Below are 15,357 nucleotides of genomic sequence, written 5' to 3' on the forward strand. Positions count from 1 at the left end.
TTATTAGAATTTAATGATCATTGAAATATAATCAGGCGATATAGTCAATATTTTATGCAATAATTAAAATACTATGACCAAATATTACATATTAAAAAACTGTTATTGCAAAGGAATACAGATGATTGTTAAATCTGCGAAATCTGCAAGATCTGCGAGAGATTAAAAATACTAACTATTTATACTGCCTGCGTTCGTTTTAGTGAGATTATAAATATTTCTTTCATATGATCATATTTTAAAATATACCAATCGGTATAAATAAAACTGGAAATTAATATTATCTTCAAAAGTGGATCAAATAACATAGATTTATTGCCTGCTAAGCTGATCAAGCTTTTTCAACAAAGTGGGCATCCTGTAGCCTCCATGCATTTGCTCTACTTTGGTTTTGATCTCATCAACATCTATTCCTTTTGCTGTTAAAAAAAGTGGTGCTTTGCTTTCTCCCCGCAATACACTTCTTCTTTGTGTATCTGGAGTGGTAAATTCGTTTTTGGCAATCCCAACAACGGGATATTTTTCATCCAGGGCTTTATAAAGGTGACCTCCTAAGCCTGGTTTTCCTTCATTATTCAGGGTTACATATCCATCCACAATGATAATATCACCGGGTTTTAATGTAATTTTCTGTAATAAGCTCAGGATACAGGGCAGTTCTCTCTTGTAAAATGCTCCGCTTTCATATTCTGAATTTATTTTGGTCTGTTCTATAAAGGTTTCTACCTCTTTTTCCGACTTCCAGTTTTCGAATGCAATACAGACTGTATTGGCAAAATCTTCATAATAGTAGGTATCAAATGCGTAAATCATATTCTTTTTCGCTTAAAAAAACTCTCCAAAATGCCATAAGATCCCGGACGGGTCATGTACAAAGCATTCTTTTCCCCATTCCATTGTTCTTATGGGAGTAAGTCTTACATTTTCATATTTTTCAGTAAGCTGCAAAGATGAAATTTCTTTCCAGAATTCGTCCGTATCAGCAACTTCCATAAAGATCATTGTATTATCTATCCAATCTTTTGCATAATAATCCTGAAGATAAAACCCGGTTTCTTCCCGCTTAAATAATGACAATTTAGGCTCAAGAACTACTTCTTCAAATCCAAGATCTCTGTAAAAACTCCGGCTGGTTTCAAAATTCTGTGCTCCGATGAAAGGTCTTATTGATTTTACATGCTGTTTCATAATATTCTGTTTTTTTCCATTTGTTATAGATTATTTCTGACATTATCAGCCATATTCAGGTAAGAAGTTCCGAATTGAGTATGATTTCCGTACAATACGGTTTTAAAATTGCCACGAATGCACTCATCAATATTTGTGTACTCGTGGCAAATAATCAATTCTTTGGCTTTACTGCAGCTTACAGCAGCAGATCAGTGACTTTAAATGACAAACTGATACTGTAATTATTTTTTATCAACTACAATTCTCTCTGCTCTGTTGGCGATATCCCATGCAGTAGTGAAAATAAGTTGTGTTCTTTTCTCCAATAGTTTATAATCAATTTTCTCAGGATCATCTGTAGGCTTGTGATAATCTTCATGAATTCCGTCAAAGAAAAATGCAACCGGAATATTATGTTTGGCAAAATTATAATGGTCTGAACGGTAATACAATTGTTCAGGATCATTGAGATCGTCATATTTATAATTAAGCTCCAGGTTATTGGTTCTCTTATTAGCTGCTTCATTGATTACCTTAAGCTCAGAGCTCAGCATCTCGGATCCGATCACGTAAACGTATTGTTTTCCTCTGTTTGCCGGATCATCACGCCCGATCATATCGATATTAAGATCTACCACTGTATTCGCTAATGGAAAAACAGGATTTTCGGAATAGTATTCTGAGCCAAACAGACCGTGCTCTTCTCCGGTAACGTGTAAAAAGAGAACAGATCTTTTAGGGCCTTTACCCGCTTTCTTAGCCTGCTGGAATGCTTTAGCTATTTCCATTACTGCAACTGTTCCGCTACCGTCATCATCAGCTCCGTTATATACCACACCACCTTTGGTTCCCACGTGATCATAATGGGCTGATACTACAACAATCTCTTCCGGTTTTTCGCTTCCTTCAATGAAGGCCAGAATATTTTCCGAATCGGGAAGATTACCTCCGCCTCTTTTTTTCATGAATTCCGATGGCACTTTCTGGTAAAATGAATTTAATGCTTTTGGACCTGAAATTCCCAGGCTTTTATAATAATTGACAATATACTCACCCGCTTTTTTCTGTCCTTTACTTCCGGTATCCCTCCCTTCCATTTCATCAGAAGCAATGACATACAGGTTCTTCTTTAAATCCTCTGCATTAATCAGTTTATAGGCATTGGAAAAAGCTTTGTCATGTTTTGTAGAGACAGAAGCCGAAGGTGTTCCATCAGACATTTTTGCCGTTCCACAGCTGGCTAATACAGCAATAGAAAACAACGGAATAAGTAGTTTTTTCATAAAGAATAAATTTCTTTTAAAAATAATAATTTTTATTGAATGTGAGCTATAAAGCTTAAAAAGCAATAAGTGACAATAAAGCTTCAGTATTTTTAGCATATTAATAAAAATAAACCCATTACCCTATTAATTTTTTATTACATTTGAAAAAAAACAAAATAGATGGAAGAAATTCATAGGTTTACCCACTATTCCTTTTTTACAGAGATGTCCGGGCTGGCATCAGAACATGGAAGTTTTGATCTTTCTTTAGGTCTGCCTGATTTTGATATTGACGAGCGGCTGAAATACTTTCTGAAAGAAGCTGCTGATCTTGATACCCACCATTACGAACCGCTGGCTGGTAATCCTCTGCTGCTTGAAAATATCATTACTTTTAATGCTCAACGTAAAAATAAAATACAGGTAAAAAACAATGAAGTTACTGTCATCCCATGTGCAACCTTTGCTTTATATACTGCCCTTAAATCTGTTTTAAATCAGAATGATGAAGTAGTCATTATTCAACCATCATACTATACTTACGGACCTGCGGTGGTAATGAACGGAGGAATTCCGGTATACTACGATCTTGGTTATGATTTCAGCATCAACTGGGAAATATTTAAAACCTGTATCACAGAGAAAACAAAAGCCATTATCGTCAATTCACCCCAGAACCCAACCGGAAAAATATGGAAAAAGGAGGACTGGAACCAGCTATATGACTTGATCAGGGATCGTGAAATTTATTTGATTTCAGAAGAGATCTATGATACCTACTGTTATGATGAAGCAGAACATTACAGTTCTTTTATTCATCCCGGGCTAAAAAACCGGACATTCTGTATTTTTTCTTTCGGGAAAATGTTTCATACTTCAGGCTGGAAAGTTAGTTATATGCTTGCTTCAGAAGAGCTGACTGCATTGTTCCGCTGCCACCAGCAATATATTTCCTATAGCGCCAATGCACCTGCACAATATGCACTGGCGAAATATCTGGAAGTATTTGATCCTGAAGCCAGTAAAGCTTTAATGCAGAGGAAAAGAGACATTTTCAATGAGCTTATTAAGGAAACCCCTTTACAGATTGAGCAACAGGCTGAAGGAAGTGTTTTTCAGGTAGTTAATTTCAGAAATATCTCAAAAACAATGACTGATGTAGAGTTCTCAAAATGGCTTACTGTGGAGAAAAAAGTGGCCTGCCTTCCTCTTTCGGCATTTTATCATTCAAAACAAAATTCTGATTATATCAGGTTCAGTTTTGCAAAGAAGGATGAACTAATTATTCAGGCATTGGAACATTTGAGAAAGAATCTTTAATTTAAATGGAAACGCTTTAAATGGTAAAAAAAGTTTTTTTGTTGGAAACGCAAAGCCGCAAAGAAACTTCAATAGCTTATGTTTTTAAGGCGCAATGATTTTATCTGCGATAAAATTGTGGAATGCTTTAATATTTTTATAGGTTGAAAAATTACAATAAGTGATAAAAAAAGCACCGCAGATGCGATGCTTTTTTGATTGATATTTCAACTGATCTTAAAGAGCGAGAACTCTTACGTCAATTCTTCTGTTTTTAGCCTTACACTCTTCTGTGTCATTAGCCTCACACACCGGATGCTGTGATCCGTAGCCTTCTGCTTCTACTCTGTCTGAAGAAACACCCAGCTCAAGAAGTTTCAGCTTTGCTGTCTGTGCTCTCAGATTGGATAGTTTCTGATTACTGTCTTCATTACCGCTGTTATCAGTATACCCTCCTAATTTTATTTTCAAGGCGGGGTAAGCATTTAAAATTTCTGCAATATTGTTCAGCTGAAGTTCATAACCTGCCTTCAAATCACTCGATCCTGTTTCAAAATAAAGATTTTCTATAGTATACCATTTATTAGGATCTAAAACAGACTGATCTTTTTGTTTCACAGCATTATAAAGCTGGTAAAGCTGACTTCCGTCTCCTATGGCAATAGTTTTCCCGCCATTCAGTTTTATCTGTTGTATATTTCCGGTCTCATATACAAAATCCCCGTTTTCATTAAGATGTCCTTTAATTTCACCGGAAGACGGTGAAACGGTTTTCAGATCAGTAGTTGCCGTTGAAGTTCCGGTATTTGTAATTCCGGTCAGGCTTTCTATTTTAGCCTTTCTGTTGGCTTCAATCTTATCTTTATGTATGACTGCTAAAGTAGGGGCAATCACCAGGGAAACAATTGACATCAGCTTGATCAGAATATTCATAGATGGTCCTGAAGTATCTTTAAAAGGGTCTCCTACGGTATCTCCGGTTACAGATGCTTTGTGCGGTTCAGAGCCTTTGTAGTAGGTCTGCCCGTTGATATCCACACCTTTTTCAAAAGACTTTTTAGCATTATCCCATGCGCCACCTGCATTGTTCTGGAACATTCCCATCAAAACACCGCATACTGTAGCACCTGCCAGAAATCCACCCAATACTTCAGGGCCAAAAATAAAGCCGATCAGCAATGGAGAAATAATAGCAATAGCTCCCGGAAGCATCATTTTTCGGATGGAAGCATCGGTAGAAATAGCTACACACTTCTCATATTCGGGTTGTGCCTTTCCTTCTAAAATGCCAGGAATTTCTCGGAACTGGCGTCTTACTTCTTCCACCATAGCCATAGCTGCCTGTCCTACCGCCGTGATCGCTAATGAGGAGAAGATAAAAGGAATCATCCCACCAACAAATAAACCTGCTAATACATCAGCCCTGTAAATATCAATTCCGTCGATACCTGCAATTCCCACAAAAGCGGCAAATAATGCCAATGCAGTCAATGCTGCTGAAGCAATAGCAAATCCTTTTCCTGTAGCGGCAGTTGTATTTCCTACGGCATCCAGAATGTCTGTTTTTTCACGCACTTCTTTCGGTAGCTCACTCATTTCAGCAATTCCTCCTGCGTTATCAGCAATTGGTCCGAAGGCATCAATCGCCAGCTGCATCGCTGTGGTAGCCATCATTCCTGCTGCTGCAATCGCAACACCGTAAAGCCCGGCACACAGATAAGACCCATAAATTCCACCTGCTAATACAATAATCGGAAGTAAAGTAGATTCCATTCCTACGGAAAGTCCGCCAATAATATTGGTTGCATGGCCTGTAGACGACTGTCTCACAATGCTTGAAACAGGTCTCTTTCCCATAGCTGTATAATATTCTGTAATAATACTCATTAAGGTTCCTACAACCAGACCTACCATAATAGCCCCGAATACACCCATTTTAGTAAATTCGTGCCCCCTCAAAATCATTTTTTCAGGAAGAATATAGGTCACCAGGAAATAAGATGCAATAGCCGTAATAACAATACTTCCCCAATTGCCCAGGTTTAATGCGTTTTGTACACTGGAAGTGGATGAACCTTCATTATCATTGATCTTTACAAATAAAGTTCCTATCATAGAAAAAATAATACCTGTTCCTGCGATCAGCATAGGTAAAAGAATCGGTGCAAAACCCCCGAAACCATCATCAGAAATGGTTTCTCGTCCCAAAACCATGGTTGCGAGAACCGTTGCAACATAAGAACCGAAAAGGTCGGCTCCCATTCCGGCAACATCTCCTACGTTATCTCCTACGTTATCTGCAATAGTAGCAGGATTTCTTGGATCGTCCTCAGGAATCCCCGCTTCTACTTTCCCTACCAGGTCAGCACCTACGTCTGCTGCTTTCGTATAAATACCACCTCCTACTCTTGCAAAAAGCGCTATAGATTCGGCTCCCAGAGAAAATCCGGTCAGGATTTCAATGGTTCTTTCCATTTCATGTGAATCTACCGTAGCATCCGGGGCAAAGATCTGCTTAATGATCAGGAATAAAGCTCCCAATCCTAAAACAGCAAGCCCGGCCACTCCCATTCCCATCACGGAACCTCCGGTGAATGATACTTTCAATGCTTTGGAAAGTGAAGTTTTAGCAGCTTCAGCAGTTCTTACATTGGCTTTTGTGGCGATTTTCATCCCGATAAAACCTGCAGTGGCAGAAAATACAGCTCCTACGGCGAAGGCTATTCCTATGCTCCAATGTGAATTAGCATTACTGGAGCCCATTACAGCCAGTAAGATTGCAACTACAACCACAAAATAGGTTAAAATTTTATATTCGGCTTTTAGGAAAGCCATTGCACCGTCAGCAATATGTCCGCTGATCGTTTTCATTTTTTCATTTCCGGCATTCTGTTTACTTACCCAGTTGCTTTGAAGAAATGTGTAAAGCAAAGCTACGACACCAAAAATTGGCACTAACACAAATAGATCCATAGTTTAATATTTTTTTGGTAATAGAAAATTAAATATAATAAATAATTATCATCAAAGCACTAAAAAAATCATGAGTTTAGTAGTAGCAATTAAATAAAGATAGTATATCAATGAATATTTTACTACGAATCAGAACACTTCAGACTTAATGGAAAAGCTCATAGAATAAGGGTTGCAAGCATCTGAAATTTTAAACGACTAAAAGATATTAAGGGAAAGAGCCGTAAGTTAAGTCCTGATCAAGAAGTAGAAATTTTTACACTTATTTTAATAATTTCAATAAAAAAGGATAAACAGTTTCCCGCTTATCCTTTTTATATTTTATATCAGAAGAATATTATCCTCCGAATTTTTCAGAGTAGTCAACCTGAGAAGCTTTGATTACTTTTCTTGCATGCTCAGCTCCGTATACTTCATGGATTCTGCATTTTGCAGGCTCATCCGGTAAGTTTTTATAAGTAAGGAAGTAGTGCATCAATCTTTTTACTTCTGCTTCAGGCAATTCAGAAATATCTCTGAAGTGTCCGAAAGCGTGGTCGTTGATCATTACCGCTACAATCTTATCATCAGCTTCCCCTCCGTCGATCATTTTGAAACCTCCGATTGGAATAGCTTCCATCAATAAACCTCCTGCGTGAATATTGTGAGAACTTAAAACACAAATATCAAGCGGGTCATGATCTCCCATTGTCACATCATCAGCTCCTGCTTCTACAGCAAGTTTCATCACTTCATTATGACAATACGTTCTTGGAACGAAACCATATAAAGCCGGGATGATATTAGAGAATTTCTGTGGTCTGTCTACCTTTAAATATCCTGTTTCTTTATCTACTTCATATTTAATAGTATCTGAAGGAACAATTTCCACAAATACATTTACAACATTTGGCGCATCTTCCCCTGCAGAAATCCCGTGCCATGGATGTGCTTTAAAATTTGGAATCATTATTTATCTGTTATTTTTTAAGTTATTATTAAAATTTCTTTTCTTAAATCCTCTAGGGTTGCTGCAATAAAATCGTTGCCTTCCATATAATTCATAATGAAAATGGTTTTGAACTCTTCCAGCTCAGCATTTCCTTTCAGGCCATCATACGTTTTATGAAGCAGGTCTATAATTGCATTTTTAGAGTCTACAATATTTTTCCATGAGTTTTTCGTTACATACAGCTGTTGCGAAGAGTTATATTCAAACTCATCATTGATCGTCTTTTCTGTAAGGAAAATAAATTCATGAACCGCAAGTCCTTTATCAAACTTCTGAACGAGGTTTGACGGTTTTATCCTATCGAGAAACAGAGTCATTCTTTCGTATGAATGGGCCTTATTCTCCGAATTTGATTTCATGCTAAGCAGCTTGATTTCCTGATTTTTAAGGGTAATGTAAGAGTGTACAAATTGTCTTAGCAAAACCAGAAAAGGAATTGCGATGATCAATGCAAATGCATATGGTAAATATCCTGAAAGACTCGTCATAATTTTAGACTGCAAAATTACTAATTATTTTCCGTGTTGTAAAGAGTTTTTACAGATATCCACTTTAGAATTCTGTATATAGATCATAGAGAGAATAATTAACAGATAAAAGCCCAGCATCATTCTGTTGGTTAATGAAGGGAAAACTAAGAATCTCAGAAAAACAGTTCCATAAATAATTACAAAAAACAAGACCTGAGCCTGATTTTTTTTAGTTTTCAAAGAAAAATTATTGGCAAGAAGGATGACTAAAAAAAGTAATAAAAGCGGAAAGTAGGAACCATTGAACTCAAGCATGATCTTACTTTTTATATACTGCAGATAATCCGGAAAATAAAACGGATCAGGAGCAGATACGGGATAAAGCTGAACCTGTGTAAACTGATTCATAAATAAGGTAGACCAGGAAATCCTGTTAAAATACTGTATCAGAAAGAAGCTGAGAAAAAGATAGGTATATGAAATGAACAAAGATCTTATATCAACCTGAAAGTTTTTTCTATAGATGTAAATGAAAACATACAGAAAAGAATAGAAAATAAAATATTCAGGCCGGGTCAGGATGCACAACATGCCAAAAATACAGGCGGAAAATATATTCTTTCTGACAGCAAATGCATAAAAGCTCAGCAACAGTAACAAACAGGATAAAGAGTCTGCTGATGCATGTCTGCTGGATTCAAGAAGAGGCTTGAATAATGAAAGCAAGACCGTTATGATGAAAGCCAGGGTATAATTCTTCAATGTCTTAATAAGAAAAACAAAAATCAGGATGAGAATCAGTGCATAGGATACGATTGACATCATAAATGTAGAGGCAGAAGCACTGAAACCAAGCTTAAAAAATGACCAATTGACAAAATTGTAAAAAGGTTTTACCACAAAAAGCTGAAGCTCTTCTTCATAAGCTTTTGGATTTTCCGATAAGGTTTTATAATAGGTACTCTCCCCCTTCGCTACTTCTTCCACCATAGAATCTACAGGATCAAATCCAGCAAAATGGGGATTCTTCTCTCTCAATTCTGTATATACTTTCTGATGAATTTCCTCAATCTTCATCCCAGGATACTCCGTTTTATAGATCAGTCCCATATAAGCCTCCATATCAGTATTATAATATTGGTGGGTATACAGATAGTATAACATGATACCTATGTAAACTGAAAATATAAAAACAAGAATATTTTCCTTTTTTTTCATACAGAAATATTATAAAAACAGATAAGAATACAAATGTAAAAAAACTATCTTTTTAAATCTGTATTCTTATAAAAACCTTTTATGCTAAGGAAATTCTATCAAAGCTCAAACAACGCCGGCCTCTGGGTCACTTCATGATAACATACACTGTTTTCATCAAAGAAGTGATATACAAGGCTCTTTCTTGTTCTGTTTTTATCGATATGAGGTTCACCACCATGAAGAATATTGGCGTGCCAGATGAGTAAATCTCCTTTTTTAGCCTTAAAAACTTCTTTTTTCAATCCTAATTCCTTTACTTTATCTTCAAGAAATGCTTCATAGGCTCTGTAACTTTTCTTACCGATTTTAAAAGCGGTTCCTTCATTATCATAATCAGAATTCAGGAAGTAAGGCAATTTGTGGCTTTTAGGAATATAATGTAATGCACCATTGGTCTCATCCACATCTTCCAGTGCAATCCAGACTCCCAGTAATCCTCCTAAGGGATAAGTGGTCATATGAATACTGTCAGAATGGGTTTTCTGCTGGCTTCCGTTAATGAAATTGATACTTTGGAAAAGCTTGGACCGGCCATTCAGCAGAACAGATAAAAAGTCTAACAATTCCTTATCACTTCCTATATTTTTTATGATTTCCGAGTGATGGATAGCAAACATCAGCTTTCCTCCGTAAATAAATTTCAGTGTTCCGTCTTTCATCAGCTTATCAATTTCAGTATTGATCTGATCGGCAGTTTCCGGGGTCAGAAAATTCCTCAGAATCATGTAGCCATTATCATCATACTGAAGGGCACTTTCCTTGTTTTCTTCAGATAATTTCTTAAAAAAAGGAGTTTCTGTAAGCTTTTTATGGTCTATCGTTCTTTCATTGGCCGGAAGATGAGCAAAATCTTTGCTTGAAATACTGGAAAAATAGCTCTTGTTGATTCCGTATTTTTTATATAGTGGAATATTATGCTTCAACTTACTTTTCTTAAATAAGTTATACAGCATATAGGATAGTTTATAATGGCGAATCTGTTGTAACATAACTGTTTTGATAAGGTTGTATAAAGTTACGGAATATTACTTAATTAGAACTAATCTAAACAAAGCTTTTCATTATAAGAACGGCTTACCTTTTACGGTAAGGTAACCTAGTTTTTTAAAAAGTTCTTTTTTTGAATTTTCAATGATAGCATAAGGTCTCAACTCCGGCCGGAATCCTCTGAAAAATTCTTCGATATTCGGGAGTTCTCCCCCTTCAAAATCAAAAATATGGGTACTGATCATTTCTTTAATAATGTGATCGATCAATACAGAGGCACCGGATAGTTTCACATAATCCCTGTCATTAAAATTTCCCAAAAGTGCTACCATCTTATCATCGGAATAGGTTGCAATAATATTTACAATTTTCTTCTGATAATAGAAAGCAGAAAATCTCAGGTGATTCAAGTGATAAAAACTTTCAAAAATCCTCATAAACTCGGATAAATCATTATCCTTGTTCAACCCTATTGTATTAGCTTCTACAAAAGCTTTTGCCTGATCATAGGAAATCGTTTTTACATCAGAATCTTTCATCACTTCATCGCTCAGCCTAAGTTTTCTTTTTCTTTTCGGAGAATATTTGGAGTAAACATTTTCATAAGAATCAGGATAAAGCAAAAAATTCTTTTTGGTTCTGATGGGTGTACGAAACTGATTCACATCATTGAACGAATAAATCCTTATCATATAGTTCTTTTCCAGATATTCTAAAAAAGATTCGTTAAGATCAATATGATCCCTCTCTGAAAAAATTCCCAACTGCTGGCAAAGCTTTGGGTTGTGTACAATTTTCATCCCGTATTTTCTTACGTAAGGTACGGGCATTACTGCTTCATAGTCTTTATAAACCAGGAGCTCCCACTGTTTGCAGGAAGTAATATCCAGAAATTCCCTGGAGGCACTATATTTTTTCTGTTCAGAATTTTCTAAACATCGGGTATATTTCACAAAATCAATTTCATTGTATTTCAATCGTCTAATCATAGCAATCCTGAATCCGAGAAACTAAAGTAAGAATCCTGGGTAATAATAAGATGGTCCAAAAGCTGAATACTTAGTGTGTTGCCAGCCTCTTTTATTTTTTGTGTAATATTGAGATCTTCCCTGCTTGGTTTCAAACTGCCGGATGGGTGATTATGGGCAATGATAATCCCGGTTGAAAAATGATCCAGAGCTGTTTTAAATAAAACTCTTACATCTACCACAGACTGGCTTATTCCGCCCTGCGTCAGTTGTGAGATATGAATCACCTTATTACTGTTGTTCAGAAAAATAGCCCAGAATTCTTCAGTCCTTAAGTCTGAAAGCTGATTTTTGAGCAATATATAAGCATCATTACTGTTTCCTATTGTAGGTTTTTCCGGAATTTCCTGTCCTGATTTTCTTCTTCCTATTTCTAAGGCTGAAGTAATGGATATTGCTTTTACTTCACCAATTCCTTTGAACTTCATCAGATCTTTAACGGAAAGAAGACTGAGATTATGCCAGCTGTTATCAACTGAGATTAAAATTTTTCTTGCCAGTTCCACTGCACTTTCTCCTCTGTTTCCACTTCCCATAATGATTGCCAGCAATTCGGAATCGGAAAGTGAACCTTTACCTTTCTGTAAAAGTTTTTCTCTGGGTCTGTCATCTTCGGCAAGAAATTTTATAGTCATGGAAAATAAAGATAATAGAGGTTAGGAATTAATAAAATGCATACAAAATGATCGGCAGTCTGGATTGATCAATGTACTGCGCAGATTTTTTGAGAGCATTTACCGAAAGCATGGGACAGCCTAAACTCAGGCAGGCCGGATTTTCAGATTCAGTATCAGGAACACATCCAAAGGAATGGAGGACAATAGCCCTTTGCATAGCATTACTATTGGTAGAATCCAGTCCTTTTAAACGATATGCTTTTCCAAATTGACCTATATAGCTTTCTCCTATCGAATATTTTCCTAAAGAGGACTGATAAGAGCCTTCAACATTACTAAACTGTAAAGCTTCCGATTTTGGAATTACAGAACCTGAACCATGAGAAACGATTGCTTTGTGTAGTATTTTATCATTTTTCAGATCATAAATGAAATAGCGATATTTCCCTGAAGGAATTTTAAAATTAATAAACACAGCCAGCTCCTGATTGTACTCTTTCTCTTTGATATAGTCTTTAATCTCAGAAACTTTTGCTTTAGGCAGACCTAAAGTATTCAACTGCTGAGAATCAGCTTTTGAACAGGAAATTAAAAATAATAAAAGAAAAAGAAAAGGTTTCATCATTGTGTGTTCTGTTATTCTATAATCATCCCATCTTTCATGACGAGCTTCCGGTCTGTAATTTCAGCTAAGTTCGGATTATGGGTTACAATCACAAAGGTTTGATTGTACTTGTCTCTCAGATCAAAAAATAACCTGTGGAGATCATCCGCATTTTTTGAATCCAGGTTTCCTGTTGGCTCATCTGCAAAGATGATTTTTGGTGAATTGATTAAAGCTCTTGCTACGGCCACCCTCTGAGCTTCTCCACCGGAAAGCTGATTGGGCTTATGATTCAGCCTCTGCTCTATTTTTAAGTCTTCAAACAAAGCGTAGGCCTTTTCTATAGCTTCTCTTTCATTGGCTCCTGCAATTCTCGTAGGAAGCAATACGTTTTCCAGAGCGGTAAACTCCGGAAGAAGCTGATGAAACTGAAATACAAAACCAATATTCTGATTTCTGAATTTTGATAGCTGTTTGTCATTCATATTAATAAATGATTCTCCTGCGATCGCAATTTCAGTATCATATTTACCGGAATGGGTAGGATGATCAAGTGTTCCCAGAATCTGCAGCAACGTAGATTTACCTGCTCCCGATTCTCCTACAATAGAAACAACTTCTCCTGTTTTGATATGAATATCAACTCCTTTCAGTACTTCTAAATTTCCATAAGATTTATGGATATTTCTCGCTTTAATCATGATTCAAAAATACTAATTTGATTTTGAATTCCATAAAGAACAACCATGATAATTCCAAAAAAATAACATGTAATAACCATAAAACCTTTCAGTATGAAAAGTTTTATCATTTTCCAGGATCTCACATTAAAAATTGATCCCAGTTCTTCATTTATGGTAAAACGGAAATGAGTTTAAGTATAGTTACTTTCCAGGTAAAGGAGAGGCATTTATTTTTAGCAAAATCTATTTTACTGTCCGGTATACAAAAAAGCCTCCCAATTTGGGAGGCTTAGGTATTCTAAATTAGAAAATTACAGTAACAATGTTAATGGATTTTCTAAATATGTTCTTAATGTCTGTAAGAATTGAGCACCTGTAGCACCGTCAACTACTCTGTGGTCACATGCCAATGAAAGTTTCATAGTGTTTCCTACTACAATCTGACCATTCTTAACGATTGGTTTCTCAATGATTGCTCCTACTGAAAGGATGGCAGAGTTGGGTTGATTGATGATACTTGTAAAGGTCTCGATTCCGAACATTCCCAGGTTAGAAATAGAGAATGTAGAACCTTCCATTTCATTCGCTTTAAGGCCTTTGCTCTTAGCTCTTGAAGCCATATCCTTAACAGATGCGGAGATTTGAGTATAAGACATCTGATCAGTATTCTTCAATACAGGAACCACCAATCCGTCAGGAATAGCAACTGCTACACCAATATTGATGTTTCCTCTGTGGATGATCTTATCTCCCGCCCAGCTTGAATTTACCTGTGGGTGTTTTCTTAAAGCAATGGCAGTTGCTTTAATGATCATATCGTTGAATGAAATCTTCGTATCCGGAATAGAGTTGATCTCTTTTCTTGCTTCGATAGCCTTATCCATGTTGATCTCAACCATCAGATAATAGTGAGGAGCAGAGAATTTACTTTCAGAAAGACGTTTTGCAATGATGTTTCTTACCTGTGAGTTTGGAGTCTCTGTATCTTCTCCCTGAACGAAGTTTACTGCAACCTGGGCAGCAGCACTTGCAGCAGGAGCTGAAGCGGCTGGTTTAGCAGCAGGCTGATAGTTTTCGATATCTTTTTTAACGATTCTTCCGTTTTCTCCGGAACCTTGAACGGCATTGATGTCAACTCCTTTATCCTGAGCCATTTTCTTAGCTAATGGAGAAATTGCCACTCTGTCAGAAGATGAAGTATTAGCAGCCGGGGAAGCTTTTTCTTCAGTTTTAGCTTCTGTTTTTTGTTCAGCCGGTTTTTCTGATGCCGGAGCAGAAGCTTTAGGAGCTCCTACCGCTGAAACATCTGTTCCTTCAGGACCAATAATAGCCAGTACGGAATCAACCGGAGCAGCACCACCTTCTTCTACACCCTGCTTCAATAGTACTCCGTTGAATTCTGATTCGAAATCCTGTACTGCTTTATCTGTTTCGATCTCAGCAAGAAGGTCGCCTTCTTTTACTGTATCACCCACATTTTTGTGCCATTTAGCCACCTTCCCTTCTGTCATTGTATCAGAAAGTCTTGGCATTGTAATCACTTCTACTCCTGCCGGAACTTCCGCTGAAGCAGTTTCCACAACTTCTGTTTTAGGCTGTTCTTCTGATTTTTTTTCTTCAGAACCGGCACTGGGAGCAGCAGCTCCGCCTGTTAATCCTGAAATATCTTCTCCTTCATTACCGATAATTGCTAAAACAGAGTCTACAGCAGCGGCACTACCTTCTTCTACACCTACGTATAAAAGAGTACCTTCTACTTCAGATTCGAAATCCTGAACTGCTTTGTCAGTTTCAATTTCAGCTAAAATATCTCCTTCCTTTACTTTATCTCCTACTTTTTTATGCCATTTCGCCACTTTACCTTCCGTCATAGTGTCGGAAAGGCGGGGCATCGTAATTACTTCTGCCATAATTTATTTTAATTTGAAAATTTAGCAATCTGAAAATTTGAAAATTAAAAAAGGACATACTCTATCACATTTTCAAATTCTCAAACTGTCAAATTAACTC

14 protein-coding genes are annotated in these 15,357 nt (G+C 36.7%); 1 reads left to right on the top strand and 13 read right to left on the bottom strand.

Annotated features, from left to right (window positions below):
• Positions 1-312 precede the first annotated feature (312 nt).
• The 3 genes from ACTJJF_RS06385 to ACTJJF_RS06395 form a co-directional block, all read right to left on the bottom strand.
• On the bottom strand, positions 313-813 hold the full coding sequence (locus ACTJJF_RS06385; RefSeq protein ID WP_440699083.1) for an endonuclease V: 501 nt from the start codon (positions 811-813) through the stop codon (positions 313-315).
• A 12-nt stretch (positions 814-825) separates the two neighbouring features.
• Positions 826-1,188 carry a VOC family protein gene (locus tag ACTJJF_RS06390; protein WP_440699084.1) on the bottom strand — a complete coding sequence of 121 codons (363 nt, stop codon included), beginning with the start codon at positions 1,186-1,188 and terminating at the stop codon, positions 826-828.
• 224 nt (positions 1,189-1,412) lie between these two features.
• Complete coding sequence (locus ACTJJF_RS06395; RefSeq protein ID WP_312301656.1) at positions 1,413-2,453, bottom strand: M28 family metallopeptidase; 1,041 nt, start codon at positions 2,451-2,453, stop codon at positions 1,413-1,415.
• Positions 2,454-2,615: 162 nt separating this feature from the next.
• Here ACTJJF_RS06395 and ACTJJF_RS06400 point away from each other — a divergent pair, with 162 nt between their 5' ends.
• Positions 2,616-3,755, top strand: a complete 1,140-nt coding sequence (locus ACTJJF_RS06400; RefSeq protein ID WP_440699085.1) for an aminotransferase class I/II-fold pyridoxal phosphate-dependent enzyme — start codon at positions 2,616-2,618, stop codon at positions 3,753-3,755.
• Positions 3,756-3,971: 216 nt separating this feature from the next.
• Here ACTJJF_RS06400 and ACTJJF_RS06405 read toward each other — a convergent pair whose 3' ends face one another.
• The 10 genes from ACTJJF_RS06405 to ACTJJF_RS06450 all read right to left on the bottom strand — a co-directional run bounded on the left by ACTJJF_RS06405 (position 3,972) and on the right by ACTJJF_RS06450 (position 15,257).
• Positions 3,972-6,707 carry a sodium-translocating pyrophosphatase gene (locus tag ACTJJF_RS06405; protein WP_440699086.1) on the bottom strand — a complete coding sequence of 912 codons (2,736 nt, stop codon included), beginning with the start codon at positions 6,705-6,707 and terminating at the stop codon, positions 3,972-3,974.
• A gap of 337 nt (positions 6,708-7,044) precedes the next feature.
• Positions 7,045-7,656: an inorganic pyrophosphatase gene (locus tag ACTJJF_RS06410; RefSeq protein ID WP_065397627.1), complete on the bottom strand. Its 612-nt coding sequence runs from the start codon at positions 7,654-7,656 to the stop codon at positions 7,045-7,047.
• Positions 7,657-7,673: 17 nt separating this feature from the next.
• On the bottom strand, positions 7,674-8,186 hold the full coding sequence (locus ACTJJF_RS06415; RefSeq protein WP_065397626.1) for a hypothetical protein: 513 nt from the start codon (positions 8,184-8,186) through the stop codon (positions 7,674-7,676).
• Positions 8,187-8,210: 24 nt separating this feature from the next.
• Positions 8,211-9,386, bottom strand: a complete 1,176-nt coding sequence (locus ACTJJF_RS06420) for a hypothetical protein (RefSeq protein ID WP_440699087.1) — start codon at positions 9,384-9,386, stop codon at positions 8,211-8,213.
• Positions 9,387-9,484: 98 nt separating this feature from the next.
• Positions 9,485-10,417: a phytanoyl-CoA dioxygenase family protein gene (locus tag ACTJJF_RS06425; RefSeq protein ID WP_312301651.1), complete on the bottom strand. Its 933-nt coding sequence runs from the start codon at positions 10,415-10,417 to the stop codon at positions 9,485-9,487.
• Between the two features lie 72 nt (positions 10,418-10,489).
• Positions 10,490-11,368, bottom strand: a complete 879-nt coding sequence (locus ACTJJF_RS06430) for a hypothetical protein (protein ID WP_440699088.1) — start codon at positions 11,366-11,368, stop codon at positions 10,490-10,492.
• A 32-nt stretch (positions 11,369-11,400) separates the two neighbouring features.
• Entirely contained in the window at positions 11,401-12,078 is a 678-nt protein-coding gene (gene radC / locus ACTJJF_RS06435; protein WP_312301648.1) for a RadC family protein, read from the bottom strand.
• Positions 12,079-12,106: 28 nt separating this feature from the next.
• Positions 12,107-12,685 (bottom strand): murein L,D-transpeptidase catalytic domain-containing protein, encoded by a 579-nt coding sequence (locus ACTJJF_RS06440; RefSeq protein ID WP_440699089.1) that lies wholly within the window; start codon positions 12,683-12,685, stop codon positions 12,107-12,109.
• Between the two features lie 11 nt (positions 12,686-12,696).
• The gene (locus tag ACTJJF_RS06445) at positions 12,697-13,365 is read right to left on the bottom strand and encodes an ABC transporter ATP-binding protein (RefSeq protein ID WP_312301644.1); all 669 of its coding nucleotides are present in this window, start codon (positions 13,363-13,365) and stop codon (positions 12,697-12,699) included.
• A gap of 293 nt (positions 13,366-13,658) precedes the next feature.
• Positions 13,659-15,257 (bottom strand): 2-oxo acid dehydrogenase subunit E2, encoded by a 1,599-nt coding sequence (locus ACTJJF_RS06450; RefSeq protein ID WP_440699090.1) that lies wholly within the window; start codon positions 15,255-15,257, stop codon positions 13,659-13,661.
• Positions 15,258-15,357: the final 100 nt, after the last annotated feature.

The sequence above is a fragment of the Chryseobacterium sp. 22458 genome, from assembly GCF_052044975.1.
Taxonomy (GTDB): Bacteria; Bacteroidota; Bacteroidia; order Flavobacteriales; family Weeksellaceae; genus Chryseobacterium.

Bases quoted from the DNA above. Each gene is read 5' to 3' on its own strand.
- ACTJJF_RS06450 (WP_440699090.1), bottom strand. From the start codon at position 15,257: ATGGCAGAAGTAATTACGATGCCCCGCCTTTCCGACACTATGACGGAA.
- ACTJJF_RS06415 (WP_065397626.1), bottom strand. From the start codon at position 8,186: ATGACGAGTCTTTCAGGATATTTACCATATGCATTTGCATTGATCATC.
- ACTJJF_RS06400 (WP_440699085.1), top strand. From the start codon at position 2,616: ATGGAAGAAATTCATAGGTTTACCCACTATTCCTTTTTTACAGAGATG.
- ACTJJF_RS06405 (WP_440699086.1), bottom strand. From the start codon at position 6,707: ATGGATCTATTTGTGTTAGTGCCAATTTTTGGTGTCGTAGCTTTGCTT.
- radC (WP_312301648.1), bottom strand. From the start codon at position 12,078: ATGACTATAAAATTTCTTGCCGAAGATGACAGACCCAGAGAAAAACTT.
- ACTJJF_RS06425 (WP_312301651.1), bottom strand. From the start codon at position 10,417: ATGTTACAACAGATTCGCCATTATAAACTATCCTATATGCTGTATAAC.
- ACTJJF_RS06440 (WP_440699089.1), bottom strand. From the start codon at position 12,685: ATGATGAAACCTTTTCTTTTTCTTTTATTATTTTTAATTTCCTGTTCA.
- ACTJJF_RS06390 (WP_440699084.1), bottom strand. From the start codon at position 1,188: ATGAAACAGCATGTAAAATCAATAAGACCTTTCATCGGAGCACAGAAT.
- ACTJJF_RS06395 (WP_312301656.1), bottom strand. From the start codon at position 2,453: ATGAAAAAACTACTTATTCCGTTGTTTTCTATTGCTGTATTAGCCAGC.
- ACTJJF_RS06420 (WP_440699087.1), bottom strand. From the start codon at position 9,386: ATGAAAAAAAAGGAAAATATTCTTGTTTTTATATTTTCAGTTTACATA.
- ACTJJF_RS06410 (WP_065397627.1), bottom strand. From the start codon at position 7,656: ATGATTCCAAATTTTAAAGCACATCCATGGCACGGGATTTCTGCAGGG.
- ACTJJF_RS06445 (WP_312301644.1), bottom strand. From the start codon at position 13,365: ATGATTAAAGCGAGAAATATCCATAAATCTTATGGAAATTTAGAAGTA.
- ACTJJF_RS06385 (WP_440699083.1), bottom strand. From the start codon at position 813: ATGATTTACGCATTTGATACCTACTATTATGAAGATTTTGCCAATACA.